The following is a 14644-nucleotide window of genomic DNA, read 5'->3' as shown; positions in this document are numbered from 1 at the left end:
CCTCAGACGATGCCGAACGGGGAGGCGGGGAGCGCCGGGATGCGGGCGGGCGTGCCCGCGGCGGCCTGGGTGAGGGCGCGGATCGCCACCCGGCGGGCGAGTTCGATCTTGAAGGCGTTGGCCTCGCCGGTGGGCTTGGCCCCGGCGAGCGCCGCGTCGGCGGCCTTGGCGTAGGCCTCGGGGGAGGGTGCCTGTCCGGCCAGCACGGCTTCGGCCTCCGCCACCCGCCAGGGCTTCAGCGCCAGCCCGCCGAGGGCCAGCCGGGCCTGGGCGATTCGGCCGCCGGCCTCCAGGGTGAGGGCGGCCGCCGCCGAGACCACCGCGAAGGCGTAGGAGGTGCGGTCGCGGACCTTGAGATAGCGGGCGTGGCCCCGGAAAGATGCCGCCTCGGGGGGCAGGCGCAGGGCGGTGATCAGTTCGCCGGGCCGCAACTCGGTCTCCCGCTCCGGATGGTCGCCGGGCAGCAGGTGGAACGCGGTGAGGGGCACCTCGCGCGTGCCGTCCGGCCCGGAGATCTCCACCACCGCGTCGAGGGCGGCGAGCGGCACGCAGAAATCGGACGGGTGGGTGGCGATGCAGTGCTCGGTCCAGCCCTGGACCGCGTGGATGCGGGTGGCATGCCCGAGCGCCGCGCAGCCGGAGCCGGGGGCGCGCTTGTTGCAGGGCGAGACCGCATCGGTGAAGTATTGGCAGCGGGTGCGCTGCATCAGGTTGCCGCCGACGGTCGCGGCGTTGCGCAGCTGCGCCGAGGCGCCGGCCAGCAGGGCCTCAGCCACCATCGGGTAGGTTTTTTCGAACATCGGGTCGTAGGCGAGGTCGCTGTTGCGCACCAGCGCGCCGATCCGAGTGGCGCCGTCCGGCAGACGCTCGATCGACGACAGGCCGGGCAGGCGGGTGATGTCGACGATCCGCTCGGGGGTCGCGACGCCGCCCTTCATCAGGTCGACCAGGTTGGTGCCGGCGGCCAGGAAGGCGGTGCCCGGTACCTGCCCGGCCGCCACGGCCTCGGGCACGCTCGCGGGGCGGATGTAGTCGAAGGTTTTCACGCCGCGTCCTCCCGCTGCTCGGTCGTCCGGGCCGCCGCGTCCTGAACCGCATCGAGGATGCCGGCATAGGCACCGCAGCGGCAGAGATTGCCGCTCATGCCCTCACGGATGCGCTCGGGATCGGTGCCGGCCTGGCCCTCGCGGATCAGTCCGACCGCGCTCATGATCTGGCCGGGGGTGCAGAAGCCGCACTGGAAGCCGTCATGGGCGATGAAGGCGGCCTGGACCGGGTGGAGCGTGTCGCCCTCGGCGAGCCCCTCGATGGTCAGGATCTCGGCTCCGTCGAGGCTCGCGGCGAGGGTCAGGCAGGCATTGATCCGCCGCCCGTCCACCAGCACCGTGCAGGCGCCGCACTGGCCACGGTCGCAGCCCTTCTTGGCGCCGGTCAGGCCGAGGCGCTCGCGCAGGAGGTCGAGGAGGGTCACCCGCGGATCGTCGAGGGCGATCTCGCGCGGCTGCCCATTCAGGGTGAGCCTGAGGGGAATGGTCATGGCGGTCCCGGCTTTGCGAAGGCTGGAACCGTTACAGATAGCTGGGCCGGACTCGGCGGCGAGACCTTCAGCAAACGACGATGTGCGCAAGCTCACGACCCGCGCAGGCTGCGCCACTCTGCAGGATTGACGGGCTGCCGAAAGCCGAGGACGGACTTTGTCGGCAGACTTGGTGCACTCTTCCGGAGCCGGACGGGGTGACGAAGCCGGGCCATTCGGGTATCGGTTTGCGGGGGGATTTCCTCCACCGGGCCTGTAGCTCAATGGTTAGAGCCGACCGCTCATAACGGTCTGGTTGCAGGTTCGAGTCCTGCCGGGCCCACCAGCTTAGACCACGCGCCAGCCCGGTTTGCTCGTCCCGCAGGCTGGTCTTGGCCCGCAGGCTGGTCTTGGATCGGCCCGATGTCGCCGATCGCAACGATCGCCGCGCATCCAAGCATCCAGCAGAAGAACCTCCGCATCCACGATGCCGATGGCCCTATGACATCGATATCGTGCAGACGAGAAGGATCAGAACCTCGAACGCGATCCATCCGCCGAATACAACAATCAGCTCCCAATTCGCTGTCTTGCCGATTTTGGTGACAGCGTACACGGGCAACCTCCCCGCGGAGCTCCCAGCTCCGCAAGCAGTTTCAGTCAACGCGATGATATTACGCTTATAAGTATTCGATCATATTTTTGCCCAAATGGCAATCGTAGATTTCAACAGAGTCGGACAGACAACAGCACACGTCGTCAATGCCACCGCCGCGCAGGTAGATCCGGATTGCGGATACTGCAGCGCAGCGCGTCTGCCAGGCGGTGACCGATGCGGTCGGCTTTCCGCGGGGCAATCTAGGTCCGGCCGGCGGAGCGGCACCGGCTGCGGCGGATCCTGGCCTCACCCGTTGAACCCCCGCCCTCGCCCACGTGTTGGGCCGCAGCCGACATGACGGCAGCGACACGAGGACGGTCCATGAAGCATGGCGCGCGCAACGACATCCCCGCCACGGTGACGGCGATCAAGCGCGGGGGCGTGATGGCTCAGGTCGAGGTGGAACTCGTCGGCACCACCTACCGCATGGCCTCGGTGATGACCGTCGATTCGCTTGAGGAACTCGGCCTCAAGGAGGGCGACACCGTGCACGTGCTCGCGAAGGCGGTGAACGTGCTGCTCGTGAAGCCGTGACGGCGCGGGACCGAACCGGTCGCTCAAGCGTCATCGGGCGGGGTTAAGGGGGCTCTCCCCGCTGTTCCACCCCGACGCGATCATCCGATGGACTGGTTTGACCTGCCCGAGGACGCCCCCCTGTCGTCCGAGCCCGACGCGAGCCGCATGCGGCTGTACATCATCGCCGGGCTGCTCGGCGTCGGGGTGCTCGGCGGGGTGCTGCACCTCCTCCCGGCCTGACGGCGACAGGCCGCCAAGCTCCGCGCGGCCCGGCTCCGGCGCGGTGCAAGGCCGCAGCGGAGTCCGGGCGCAGGACCCCGGTCAGGCGGCCCGGATCTCGCGCAGGAAGCCGTCCACCTCCTGTTTGACAGCCAGCGACTGCTTGGCCAGCTCGGTCGCCGCGTTCAGCACCTGCGCGGCCGCGCTGCCGGTCTCGCCGGCGGCTGCCAGCACCCGGGTCACGTTGGACGACACGTCCTGCGTCCCCCGCGCGGCCTGACTGGCATTGCGCGAGATCTCGCTGGTCGCCGCCGTCTGCTCCACCACCGTCGAGGCGATCGAGCCGCTGATCTCGCTCACGCTCGCGATCGTACGCGCGATCTGCTGCATCGCCTCCGCGGCCTGGGCGGTGGCCGCCTGGATCGCGGCGATCTGGCCGCCGATCTCGTCGGTCGCCTTCGCGGTCTGGCCGGCCAGTTCCTTCACCTCGGCGGCGACCACGGCGAAGCCCCGACCCGCCTCGCCGGCGCGCGCCGCCTCGATCGTGGCGTTGAGCGCGAGCAGGTTGGTCTGGCCCGCGATGCCGGAGATCGTCGTCACGGCCGCGCCGATCTGCTCGGCGGCCGCGCGCAGGCTCGCCATGGCGGCGTTGCTCGCCTCCGCTTCGTGGGCGGCAAAGCCCGCGACCTCGTTGGAACGCACCACCTGCCGCTCGACCTCCTGGAGCGAGGACACCATCTCCTCGGCGGCGGCCGCCACGGTCTGGACGTTGGTGGCCGTCTGCTCAGCGGCGGCGCTGGAGGCGACCGCCTGCGTGTTGGTGTCGTCGGCGACCCGGGTCATGGAGCGCGCCGTGGCGTCGAGTTCGGTGGCGCTCGCCGTGACGACGTCGAGCGATTGGGCGACCCTCTGCTCAAAGGTGCGGACGAGCTGATCGACCCGCTCGACCCGGCGCAGCCGCGCCTCCTGCTCGGTGGCCTGCGCGGCCTCCAGCTCCGCCCGGGTGATGGCGTTCTGCCGGAACACCTCCACGGCCTCGGCCATGGCGCCCAGTTCCCCGGCCGCATCCTGCGAGGGCACCGCGACGGCGGTGTCGCCCGCCGCCAGCCGTGCCATCGCCTCGGTCATGCCGCCGACCGGCCGGACGATGCTGCGGGCGATGAGGAAGGCCAGCGCTCCGCCGATCACCAGGACCAGGACCGCCGAACCGATCTGAATCTGACGGGCTGCCGCCACGTAGGCAGCCGTGGCGGCTTCACTGTCCTTGAGGGAGCGCTCGATGTCGGCGCGCAGGGCCTGGGCGGATTGATTGATCGTCACCGCAGGCGCCGCGATGCCCGACTCGTAGGCCGTGTTCGCCAGCTCCATCGCCGCGACATAAGCCCCGAACTTGTCGACGTAGCCGGCCAGTGCGGCGTTGACCGCCTCGATCGGGGCCGCCAGGGATTCGGTGCTGGCGGCCTCCACGAGGGTCTCCACGGCGCGCTGAGCCTTCGCGGCATTGGCGGCGAACGTGGCCGGCCCCTTCGGGTCGCCGGTCGCCAGGAAGCGCCAGTTGGCGACGCGAACCAGCAACACGGCGCTCTCGACATCCTGGGCGCGGCTGAGAATATTTCGATCGGCTCGGGCGCGCACCGCCTCCACCAAGGCGCTCGTCGCGTGGGTCAGCGCGTCGCCGCCCGTGAACAATAAGTCCTTGGCCGCGTTCAGGCCCGCACCGGCTGTCGCGAGGCGCTCCAGCGCCGGCCGCACGCTTCTCGCATCGTCGCGGGTCCTCGCGTAAAGCGCGCGCCGCTGGTCGGACTGGGTGACCGCACGGCGCGCCTCGGCGAGTTCCTCGATCGCCTGCCGCGCCTGCTCGATCCCGGCGATCCGCTCCGGCTTCGGCGCGAACCGGTAAAGGCCGGCCTCGCCGATCAGACGTTCGGCGAGGCCGGCGAGCTGGATGGCGCTCCGCACCCCCGATTCGAACTGGATTCGCTTATCGTATTGTTCGTTGATGAGCCCTTGCTGGTAAATCATATATATATTTACGCTGGCCACAAACGCCATAACTATACCAAAACCAGCATAAAGACGTGATCTTATACCAATATTCATCGTATAACCCGTAGTGATTCGCCGAATCGGGGCGCGGGGCGATCTTGCCATAGACTTTTAATCCACGCCCGCTCTCCGAAATCTCCATCGCGACACGATGAGACCGTGCCGGCCGATCCGCGACGCGGCGCCATCCATCCGACGGAGGCGCCCGGAGTGTCGTGGTCCCGGAGCGGTGCCGGCGGCGTGGCCCCGCGCGGATCAGTGGGGGGACACCGCAACACCCGCGCGCCCGAAGCGCGCGTAGAGCGCCGGCAGCACCACCAGGGTCAGCAGCGTGGCGCTGATCAGGCCGCCGATCACCACGGTGGCGAGCGGGCGCTGCACCTCCGCGCCGGTACCGGTGGCCAGCGCCATCGGCACGAAGCCCAGGGAGGCGACCAGCGCGGTCATCGCCACGGGGCGCAGCCGGGTGAGGGCGCCCTCGCGGATCGCCGCCGGCAGCGGCCGTCCTTCGGTGACCAGCTGCTTGATGAAGGTCAGCATCACGAGGCCGTTCAGCACCGCCACGCCCGAGAGCGCGATGAAGCCCACCGCCGCCGGCACCGAGAGCGGCATCCCCCTCAGCCACAGGGCCGCGATCCCACCGGTCAGCGCCAGGGGCACGGCGCTGAATACCAGGAGCGCGTCGCGCGCCCGGCCGAGCGCCGCGGTGAGCAGCAGGAAAATCAGCCCGAAGCAGACCGGCACCACCACGGCGAGGCGCGCCCGCGCCGAGGCGAGGTTTTCGAATTGTCCGCCCCAGGTGAGGGATGCACCCGCCGGCAGAGCCACCTGTTCGGCGACCTTCGCCTGCGCCTCCGCCACCAGAGAGCCGATGTCGCGCCCGCGGACATTGGCGGTGACGACGACGCGCCGCCGGCCGTTCTCGCGGCTGATCTGGTTCGGCCCCTCGCTCACCGAGAAGCGCGCCACCTGCCGCAGCAGCACGGAGGCGGCCCGGCCGTTCGGACCCGGAGGAAGCGGCACCGGCAGGTTCTCCAGGGCCTCCCGGTCCTCGCGCACCTGATCGGTCAGCCGCACCACGATCGGCACGCGCCGGTCGCCTTCGAACACGATGCCCGCGTCCCGCCCGCCCATGGCCGCGCCGATCACCTCCTGGATCGCCCCGGTGCTGAGGCCCAGCCGCGCCGCCTCCTCCCGGTCGATCGTGATCTCGAACACCGGCAGGCCGGCAATCTGCTCGACCTTCACGTCGTCGGCGCCCGGGATCCCGCGCAGGATCGCGGCGATCCGGTTGGCGGTCTCCAGCATCGGCGCGAAGGCCTCGCCGAACACCTTGACGGCGAGGTCGCCCCGGGTGCCGGCGAGCAGCTCGTTGAAGCGCAGCTGGATCGGCTGGGAGAACTCGTAGACGTTGCCGGCGAGGTCCCCCAAAGCCGCCTCGATCCGCTCCTGCAGTTCGGCCTTCGTGAGGCCCGGATCGGGCCAGTCCGCCTGAGGCTTGAGCATCACGAACGTGTCGGAGGAATTCGGCGGCATCGGGTCGGTGGCGACCTCGGCGGTGCCGGTCTTGGAGAACACCGTGGCGACCTGCGGAAATTTGGCGATGGCCCGCTCGACCTTGAGCTGCATCGCCTGCGACTGCGTCAGCGATGTCGAGGGGATCCGGGTGGCGTTGAGCGCGATGCTCTTCTCGTCGAGCAACGGGATGAACTCGGTGCCGAGCCGGGCGGCCAGCAGCCCGGCGCCGACGAGCAGCAGCAAAGCCGCCCCGACGAAGGTTGCGGGCGCCCGGATCGCCGCGGCCAGCACCGGCCGGTACAGCGCCTTCAGGCCCCGGAGGATCGGGCTCTCCGCCTCGGTGACCCGGCCGGTGAGCGCGATGGCGATCAGGGCCGGCACGAAGGTCAGCGACAGCACGAAGGCCGCCGCCAGCGCCAGGATGACGGTGAGCGCCATCGGCTGGAACATCTTGCCCTCGACCCCCGAGAAGGTCAGGAGCGGCACGTAGACCAGGATGATGATGGCCTGCCCATAGAGGGACGGCTTGATCATCTCCTCGGCGGAGTCCCGCACGGTCTCCAGGCGCTCCTCCACCGTGAGGGCACGCCCGATGGCGTGCTGCCGCTCGGCGAGATGGCGCAGCGCGTTCTCGGTGATGATCACCGCCCCGTCGACGATCAGCCCGAAATCGAGCGCCCCGAGGCTCATCAGGTTGGCCGAGATCTTTCCTTCGACCATGCCGGTCACGGTCATCAGCATGGCGACCGGGATGACCAAGGCCGCAATCAGCGCCGCCCGGATGTTGCCAAGCAGCAGGAACAGCACGACGATCACGAGGGCCGCGCCCTCCGCGAGGTTCTTTGCCACCGTGCGGATCGTCGCCTCGACGAGCTGCGTCCGGTCGAGCACAGTCTCGACCACGATGCCGGGGGGCAGGGCACGCTGGATCTGGTCCAGGCGGGTGCCGACGGCGGCCGCCACCGTGCGGCTGTTCTCGCCGATCCGCATCAGGGCGGTGCCGATCACGGTCTCCTGCCCGTTCTCGCTGGCCGAGCCGGTGCGCAGGTCGCGCCCGATCCGCACCGTGGCGACATCGCGGATCCGCACCGGGACGCCGCCGCGGCTCGCCACCACCACGTCGGCGATCGCCTCCGGGCTTTCCAGGCGCCCGGCCGCGCGCACCACGTAGCTCTCGCCATTGTCCTCCAGGTAGCGGGCGCCCTGGTTGGCATTGTTGGCCTGGAGCGCCCGGGCGACGTCCGCGAAGGACAGGTCGAGAGCGGTGAGCTTCGTCGGGTCCGGCTGGACGTGGTACTGCTTCTCGAAGCCGCCGATCCCATCGACGCCGGCGACGCCCGGCACCGCCTTGATCTGCGGCCGGATGATCCAGTCCTCGACCGTGCGCAGGTAGGCGACCTGCTCCAGCTCCGTCTTGAGATCCTGGCCCTCCAGGGTCCGGTAGCTGCCGTCCGGCTGCCAGCCCGGCTTCCCCGCCGGCACGGTCGCGCGTGCGTCCGGCGGCGCGTAGCGGACCGACCACATGGTGACCTCCCCGAGGCCGGTGGAGATCGGCCCCATCCGCGGCTCGACCCCGGAGGGCAGATCCTCCCGCACCTGGGCGAGGCGCTCGGCGACCTGCTGGCGGGCGAAGTAGATGTCGAGGCTCTCGGCGAAGACCGCGGTGACCTGCGAGAAGCCGTTGCGCGAGAGCGAGCGGGTGTACTCGAGGCCCTTGATGCCGGCGAGCGCGGTCTCGACCGGGTAGGTGACCTGCCGCTCGACATCGACCGGCGAGAGCGAGGGCGCCAGGGTGTTGATCTGCACCTGGTTGTTGGTGATGTCGGGCACCGCGTCGATCGGCAGCTTCGACAGGGCGACGGCGCCGAAGCCCGATGCCAGCAGCACGAGGAGCAGCACCAGCCAGTGCTGGCGGACCGAGACGGCGAGGATGCGGCTGATCATGGCGCGGTCCTCAATGGTCGTGGTCGGCATCGGCCTTGCCGAGCTCGGCCTTCAGCAGGAAGGTGTTGCCGGTCGCGATCTCGGCACCGGGCTCGAGCCCGGCGGTGACCGCGTAGGCCTCGTCGTCGGAGGGCCCGAGTTCGACCGGCCGCTTCTCGAAGCCGTCGGCGTTGCGCACGAACACCACGCTCTTGCCCTCGATCGTCTGGACGGCCGCCTTGGGGATCCGGACCGGGACCGTGTCCCGGGCGATCTCGACCTCGGCGGTTACGAAGGTGCCAGGCCGCCACGCGCCATCGGGGTTCGGCAGCGTCACCACCACCCGGGCCGAGCGGGTATCGGCGTTGAGGAAGGGGCTCACGAAGATCACGCGGCCCTCGGCTCGCTTCTCCGCCGCGCCGGCCCGGCCCGGGGTGACGGCGACGCGGGCGCCCTCCCGCACCTGAGCGAGATCGAGGGTGGGCACCGACAGCTCGATCCAGACCGTCGAGAGGTCCGCCACCGTGTAGAGGTCGGCCGGGTCGCCCTCCTTGCCGACCGCGGTGCCGACATCGACCTTGCGCTCGACGATCCGGCCGGCGAGCGGCGCCCGCAGGGGATAGCGGCGCAGGCTCGACTGGTTGGGCGTGGCCTCGTCGCGCTTCTGGGCGGCCGCCACCTCGGCGGCATCGAGGCCGAGCGCCGACAGCTTCTGGCGGGCGAGATCGACCCGCAGCCGGGTCTCCAGATAGGCGGCCCGGGCGGTCTCGAAGGCGGCCTCCGAGGCGCTGCGCGAGGCAAGCAGCTTCTGCTGGCGCTCGAAGTTGATCGTCTGCAATTCGGCCTGGACCTGGGCGGTCAGGAACTCGCTCTTGGCGTCGGCGACCTCCCGGCTGTCGAGGATCGCCACGACCTCGTTCGCCTGCACGGCGTCGCCGAGGCGCTTGCGCATCTCCGCCACGGTGCCGACCACCCGGGCGGGGACGCGGGCGATCCGGTCGGTGTCGGGGGTGATGGTACCAGGGACCAGAAGGTGGCGCGCCAGCGTGCCGCCGCCGACCCGCTGTGTCGCGATGTCCTGGCCGGTGATCTGGTCGGCCCGCATCCGAATCACGTCCTGCGCGTGATCGGCCGCGTGTTCCGCTCCGTGGGGATGGTCGTCGTGCGACGGGTCATCGTGCGGTTGGCTGTCGGCGCCGGTCCTCGGCCGGTCCGTTGCCACGGCGCGATCGCGGCCGTCCGGGCCGAGCCCGGTGCCGTCGAGGGCCTGCCGGAGGAGGGCGGGGAGGGCGGGCACGGCGGCGCCGAGGGCGATGCCCGCGGCCAGAAAGAGCGCACAGACAGCGGCGGACAGGAGGATGCGCATGGATCGGCCATAGAAGCGGCCGGGACGGCGGGATGCCGCGTGGCGGCCCCGGATGTCCCGTTCAGGTTTCGCGTGAGGGTGGGCCCGGGGCCGGTTCAGGCCTCCGGACGGGACGCGCGCCGGTGGGCGGCGTCAGCTCACGCGCGCGGGGGCCGCGGCAGCCGGTCGGGATCGACGGAGGGGCGGCCCTGGACGAGGCGAGCCCGCAGGGCCCGGCCCGGCACGGGCGGCGGCACCATCATGCCGCCCTCCAGGCGGGCCGCCAGATGACAGCCACAATGAACATGCGCGGCAAGGCCGGGATCGACGGCGGTGGACGAGGCCGGCGCGTCGAGGACAGCGCCCTCGCTCCGGGCATGCTGGCTGCCCGCATGGAAGGCGAGATCCGCCGCATGGCCGACGCCCAGCCCGGCGACCGACAGCGTCAGGACGAGCGCGAGCATGCGGACGGCGATCGCCCACCAGCCGCGCGCCCGCACGGAGCGCCTATGCCGAACCCCGAAGCCCATCGCGGGTCTTATGGTCGATGCGGGGTCAGGAACACAAGGAGCCGAAGTCACACGCGCGCCGATGGCCCCGATCAGGCGGCCAGCCGGAGGACCCAGTCGTAGAAATCAGGCCAGTTCTCCGCGCGATCCGAAGCCGCGGCGGCCTCCGCCGGGGTCGGCGTCACGCTCCGGGCCGGGCCCCGGGTCCGGACATCCCGGGGCGCGTGGCCGAAGGCGGCGCGGAAGGCCTGGGCGAAATGCGCGGGGCTCTCGAAGCCCCAGCGATACGCCACCTCCGAGACGCGGGCGCCGCGCCCGTCGCTGGCGAGATCCTGATAGGCGCGGGCGAGCCGGCGCTGACGGATGTAGCCGGACACGCCCCCGAGCGGGACGAACAGGCGGTACAGGGCGCTGCGCGAGATCCCGAAGGATTGGCCGAGCGCCTCGGCGTTCAGGTCGGGGGTGGCCAGTTCGGCCTCGATGAACCGGCGCAGGGCGAGCAGGATCGGGGCGCCGTCCGGGGCGCGACCGGGCCGTTCCTCCGCGGGCAGGCTGGAGACTGCCGCGCCGAGGAGCATGGCCGTCGCCTGCGCGGCCGCCGCGGCCTCCCGATCCGAGAAGCCGGGGGCGTGCGCGTCGAGGGCCCGCAGATGATCGTTCAGCATCCGGCCGAACGGGGTCGCGCCGCGGATGATTCGGCCGTGGAGCGCGTCGAGCACGCCCTGATTCGCGCCGAAGAGCCCGCGCGGCAGCACCACCGTCAGGGCCTGATAGTCCGTGGACCGGGCGGAGAGGGGCCGCGACAGGTCGAGCAGGCAGATGTCGCCCGGATCGCAAGCCTGCTCGCTGCCCCCGGCCGCGACCTGGGACCGGCCGGCCAGGCGCACATGCGCCAGGACATGATCGATGCCCATGCGGGCCACGAGGGCGCGGTCGCGGGTGAACTGCAGGCCCGAGGCGCTGGCCCGGCAGAGGATCGCGTTCCCGAGATGCTGGACCTGCGAGCGCCCGCGGAACTCCGCCAGATCCTCCTTGCGGACCGCGAAGCTCCAGAACGGTGCGACGGCATCGCGCCAGGCCGTGGCCTGATGAAGACCTGGGCGTTCGTCTTGAAGTTGCAGTACTGAGTTCGGCCGCATCACTCGTACTATTCAGTTCCCCGCCGGAGTAGTCACCCGGGCGATCATCTTACAGGATATCGGGCTCCCAAGAAACGGCGCACCGGTGCCGACCTGATCGACCCTCGCTCGCCCCGGGGACGCGCCACTCTGGGCCGGTCAGCCGGATGACGGATTCCGCAGTGCAATGCTGCGTTCAGGAGCGCGGGCCCGATACGACACGTCCCGCGGGCCGGGCGGCCGCGGGACGGGACGGTGCACGATCGTGAGACCGGCGATGTCGCTTGTGGTTAACGCTGCGTCACTTTCCGCTCGGCGCCGCGCCGCTGCCCGTGGCACCGTTGCCGGTGCTGTTGTCGCCCGCCGGGGCGCCGGCAGAGGAGGTGTTGCCGTTGGGCGTGCTCTGCGCGGCGGCCATTCCGGCGGTGCCGGCGGCGAGGGCGAGGGCGAGCAGGGCGGATTGGATGGTGCGGCTGGTCATGACGCTCCCGAATTCTATGAGTCTTCGACGTGCCGGCGCGATACCGGCCCGCGCCAGATAACCGCCGGCCCCGGAGCCTGTTCCGACGCGTCCCGATCCGGGGTGCCCCGACGGAATCCGCCCATCGCGCCCTGTTCGACCGGGAACAGCCGCGCGGCTTTCAAGCTTGTCCGACGTGGCACCGGGCCGGCGGCCCTCACGTCGCGGTCCTCGCGTCGCGGAAGGGGAGGCCTGATCATGACCAAGCTGTTCATCGCGCAGGTGCGCGACGCGGAAGGGGAGAAACCCCTGGTCACCGTCCGGGCGGAGGCCGAGGGGGAGGCGCGCCTGTTCCTGACGGCCGCCTATCCGGACGCGGAGATCGCCGCCATCGCGGAGCCCAGCGACTGGACGAGCGATGCCGATACCGGATCCCGGGCCGGCGACATCCGCGAGCATCCGGGCGTCGCGTGGCAGATGCCCTCCAGTCTGGCCGATTGACCGACCCGAAAGGCCCGGTTGCCGACAAGTGTCGCGGTTTCGTTCAGGGGTTCTCAGCGTGGAGCGCGGATCCTGCGGCATGACGTCCGGCGATCCGACACCACGGCTCTTGGCGGCCCTGGCCGCCCTGACCGGCACCGCGATCCTGATGTGCCGCACGGAGCCGTCCTGGGACGGGATCCTGATCGGCCTGCTGTGTCTCGGCCTCTGGGCCCTCGGAACCCTCGCGGTACGGCCCACGCGGCCCCCCCCGAGGCCGGCGCGGCCGATGATGCTGGAGGCCGTCATCGTCGAGACGCCCCGGGCGCCGCTGGCGTTGCTGCCCGCTCCGCGCCCCGCCGTTCCGGTACCCGCCCCCCGCCTGCTCGATGTGCCGACGCAGCGGCCGCGGGCGGTCGCACGCCGGCGCCGGTAGCGCAGCCCTCCTCCCGATCCCTCGCGAGCTTCTGCCGCAGTATCGATGCGGGCCGCCCCGCGTTGCCGGAAGCCAACCGAGGAGACAGCATGGCGGACAAGGCTGACGTGACGACCTACACGGTGAAGCAGGCGCTGGCCGCCAAGGTCGCGGATCACATCGAGATCGCGATCGAGGCGCAGGACGGCACCAAGCTGAAGCTCAAGGCGACCGCCGACCAGCTGGATGCCCTGGTGGGCGATCTGGAGACCATCCTGGATGCCGACGACGCGGAGGGCGAGGCGGCCTGATCCCGTAACGGGCCGAAGCCGTTCGGCCGGCCTGACATGAACTAGCCCCCGAACCAGGAGCGGCCTCCGATCGTGGCACGATCGGAGGCCGCTGCCGTCGAGGCGTCCCGATTCCGTGTCCCCCGGGCCGGGGAGGGGCCGATCCAGGACGGAAGCCGCCGACCAGCCGATGCCCCGGGGCAGGCCGCGTCGGCGAAGGCGGGGCCGCTCCCATTCGGGCCACTGCCTGGGCAATACACCTGCTGGTCAAGACACCGGATGGACGGTTCTTGGGCCGCGTATTTCTGGTATGGCTCAGTCTCGATGGATGGCCCCAGGGAGGCGTGCATGTTCGGCGGTGTCTTCGCTGTCCGGGACGGCGAGTCCCCGGAAGCCGGGCTCACGGCGCCGGCCCGCCGGTCACGTTGACGCCGTCACCGGGCCGGAGAACGCCATGGCCGCGAACCCACCGCCGGTTCCCTATCGCCTGCAATGCGTCGTGCATCGGGAGAGCGCGAGCGGCATCATCATCCACGACGAGCAGATCCTCGCGCCCTCGGAGGACGCCGCCAAGACCGACGCGGCGGCCCGTTTCGCGCAGTTGCTCGCCGGCCGCTCGGGCTCGGCGGCCCTGAAGGATCCGGCCGGCCGGGTCGTCTGGTCCAGGCGGCAGAACACCCCCTCCGGGCCAGGGGCGCCCGAAACCGGGGCGTAGCGACGTCGACGAGAGCCGAGATTCCGGCGCAGGCCGCCTCGCCTCAGCGCTGCGGTTCCAGATCGATCACCCGACCGCCCAGATCGAAGATCTCCTCGTCGGACGGACATCCGTCCCCGAGTTCGATCTCCTCCCGGCGCCCGAACGAGACCGCCGACAGGACGCCGAGCGAGAGAGCGCCGGCCAACAGGGCAACCAGGATCGCAACCGTCATGACGAACTCCCGGGGTGCGGCGTGCGTTGGCATCAGGCACCGGCCGGATTAAGGCCCGGTTCCCGTAGCGATGCAAGCGTGCTCCGATCCGCCCCGTCGCGGAGGGAATCAAAGCGCACCCCGTCTCGGAGGCCGGGGAGCCTCACCGCCGCTCGGGCACCCCGTCCTGCTGGCGGTCGACCTCGTCGCGCACGCCGCGGCCGGCCATCAGGATCTCGGTCATGAAGGCGGCGATCGCCGCGACGATGCAGACCAGGGCCGCCCCGAAGCAGGCGAACAGGACCGACGCGGCGGCGCCGTCGCGCAGTGCCCCGACGAACAGGGTCAGCACGGCCGATCCGATCAGGCAGCCCCCGAGCGAGGCGAGGGCGACCGCCACGTCGAGCATGAAGGAGCGCCGCCGCAGGAAGGTCAGCCGGCGTGTCAGGCGCCGCGCCTCAGCATCCGTCCCCTGCGCCTGCTCCATCCTGGCGGCCTCCGCCGCGAGGGCGTCGACCTTGTCGGCGATCCGGCCGAGGCGGGTCGAGAACACGTTGAGCAGCGTCGCGAGTGCCGAGAGCAGGAAGGCGGGCGCGAGCGCGACCTGGATGATGTGCGCGATGCTGTCGGGCTCGGTGGAGCTGAGCGAGAATCCGAACATCCGATGCTACGCCCGCACGCGGATCGCACCCGGGTCGCACCCGGGGCCGGCTCGGAGGGGGA

Annotated in this window: 16 protein-coding genes and 1 tRNA gene; 7 read left to right on the top strand and 10 right to left on the bottom strand. The window is 71.0% G+C overall.

Annotation, left to right across the window (positions count from 1 at the left end; translation table 11 throughout):
- Positions 1-2 precede the first annotated feature (2 nt).
- Positions 3-1046, bottom strand: a complete 1044-nt coding sequence (locus OXS27_RS14365; protein ID WP_267356838.1) for a xanthine dehydrogenase family protein subunit M — start codon at positions 1044-1046, stop codon at positions 3-5.
- Positions 1043-1537, bottom strand: a complete 495-nt coding sequence (locus tag OXS27_RS14360) for a (2Fe-2S)-binding protein (protein ID WP_243923962.1) — start codon at positions 1535-1537, stop codon at positions 1043-1045. Before OXS27_RS14360 ends, OXS27_RS14365 begins: the two co-directional genes overlap by 4 nt.
- Before the next feature lie 249 nt (positions 1538-1786).
- Here OXS27_RS14360 and OXS27_RS14355 point away from each other — a divergent pair.
- From OXS27_RS14355 to OXS27_RS14345, 3 genes are all read left to right on the top strand, one after another.
- Positions 1787-1862: transfer RNA gene (locus tag OXS27_RS14355), tRNA-Ile, on the top strand.
- 633 nt (positions 1863-2495) lie between these two features.
- Positions 2496-2708 (top strand): TOBE-like domain-containing protein, encoded by a 213-nt coding sequence (locus OXS27_RS14350; protein WP_160532927.1) that lies wholly within the window; start codon positions 2496-2498, stop codon positions 2706-2708.
- 87 nt (positions 2709-2795) lie between these two features.
- On the top strand, positions 2796-2930 hold the full coding sequence (locus OXS27_RS14345; RefSeq protein WP_267356835.1) for a hypothetical protein: 135 nt from the start codon (positions 2796-2798) through the stop codon (positions 2928-2930).
- 81 nt (positions 2931-3011) lie between these two features.
- Here OXS27_RS14345 and OXS27_RS14340 read toward each other — a convergent pair whose 3' ends face one another.
- The 6 genes from OXS27_RS14340 to OXS27_RS14315 all read right to left on the bottom strand — a co-directional run bounded on the left by OXS27_RS14340 (position 3012) and on the right by OXS27_RS14315 (position 11849).
- The gene (locus tag OXS27_RS14340) at positions 3012-5009 is read right to left on the bottom strand and encodes a HAMP domain-containing methyl-accepting chemotaxis protein (RefSeq protein WP_267356833.1); all 1998 of its coding nucleotides are present in this window, start codon (positions 5007-5009) and stop codon (positions 3012-3014) included.
- Between the two features lie 201 nt (positions 5010-5210).
- Positions 5211-8417 carry a CusA/CzcA family heavy metal efflux RND transporter gene (locus tag OXS27_RS14335; RefSeq protein WP_267356831.1) on the bottom strand — a complete coding sequence of 1069 codons (3207 nt, stop codon included), beginning with the start codon at positions 8415-8417 and terminating at the stop codon, positions 5211-5213.
- 10 nt (positions 8418-8427) lie between these two features.
- Complete coding sequence (locus OXS27_RS14330; protein ID WP_267356829.1) at positions 8428-9762, bottom strand: efflux RND transporter periplasmic adaptor subunit; 1335 nt, start codon at positions 9760-9762, stop codon at positions 8428-8430.
- A gap of 137 nt (positions 9763-9899) precedes the next feature.
- The gene (locus OXS27_RS14325; protein ID WP_243923969.1) at positions 9900-10205 is read right to left on the bottom strand and encodes a hypothetical protein; all 306 of its coding nucleotides are present in this window, start codon (positions 10203-10205) and stop codon (positions 9900-9902) included.
- A 137-nt stretch (positions 10206-10342) separates the two neighbouring features.
- Positions 10343-11389: a helix-turn-helix domain-containing protein gene (locus OXS27_RS14320; RefSeq protein WP_267356827.1), complete on the bottom strand. Its 1047-nt coding sequence runs from the start codon at positions 11387-11389 to the stop codon at positions 10343-10345.
- Positions 11390-11669: 280 nt separating this feature from the next.
- Entirely contained in the window at positions 11670-11849 is a 180-nt protein-coding gene (locus OXS27_RS14315; protein WP_267356825.1) for a hypothetical protein, read from the bottom strand.
- Positions 11850-12086: 237 nt separating this feature from the next.
- Here OXS27_RS14315 and OXS27_RS14310 point away from each other — a divergent pair, with 237 nt between their 5' ends.
- The 4 genes from OXS27_RS14310 (at position 12087) to OXS27_RS14295 (ending at position 13728) form a co-directional block, all read left to right on the top strand.
- A complete protein-coding gene (locus OXS27_RS14310) occupies positions 12087-12329 on the top strand; it encodes a hypothetical protein (RefSeq protein ID WP_243923975.1) in 243 nt (80 codons plus the stop codon).
- A gap of 79 nt (positions 12330-12408) precedes the next feature.
- Entirely contained in the window at positions 12409-12744 is a 336-nt protein-coding gene (locus tag OXS27_RS14305) for an energy transducer TonB (protein ID WP_267356822.1), read from the top strand.
- A gap of 89 nt (positions 12745-12833) precedes the next feature.
- Positions 12834-13034: a hypothetical protein gene (locus OXS27_RS14300; RefSeq protein WP_243923978.1), complete on the top strand. Its 201-nt coding sequence runs from the start codon at positions 12834-12836 to the stop codon at positions 13032-13034.
- Positions 13035-13467: 433 nt separating this feature from the next.
- On the top strand, positions 13468-13728 hold the full coding sequence (locus OXS27_RS14295; RefSeq protein WP_267356821.1) for a hypothetical protein: 261 nt from the start codon (positions 13468-13470) through the stop codon (positions 13726-13728).
- A gap of 43 nt (positions 13729-13771) precedes the next feature.
- Here the strand turns inward: OXS27_RS14295 and OXS27_RS14290 are convergent, their stop codons facing one another.
- Positions 13772-13942 (bottom strand): hypothetical protein, encoded by a 171-nt coding sequence (locus OXS27_RS14290; RefSeq protein WP_243923982.1) that lies wholly within the window; start codon positions 13940-13942, stop codon positions 13772-13774.
- A gap of 142 nt (positions 13943-14084) precedes the next feature.
- Positions 14085-14582 (bottom strand): DUF2721 domain-containing protein, encoded by a 498-nt coding sequence (locus OXS27_RS14285; protein ID WP_267356820.1) that lies wholly within the window; start codon positions 14580-14582, stop codon positions 14085-14087.
- Between the last annotated feature and the right edge of the window lie 62 nt (positions 14583-14644).

The sequence above is a fragment of the Methylobacterium sp. GC_Met_3 genome (genome assembly GCF_026540775.1).
Classification (GTDB): domain Bacteria; phylum Pseudomonadota; class Alphaproteobacteria; order Rhizobiales; family Beijerinckiaceae; genus Methylobacterium.
The sequence above is the reverse complement of the archived record's forward strand: the minus strand, read 5'-3'. Positions and strand labels throughout refer to the sequence as shown.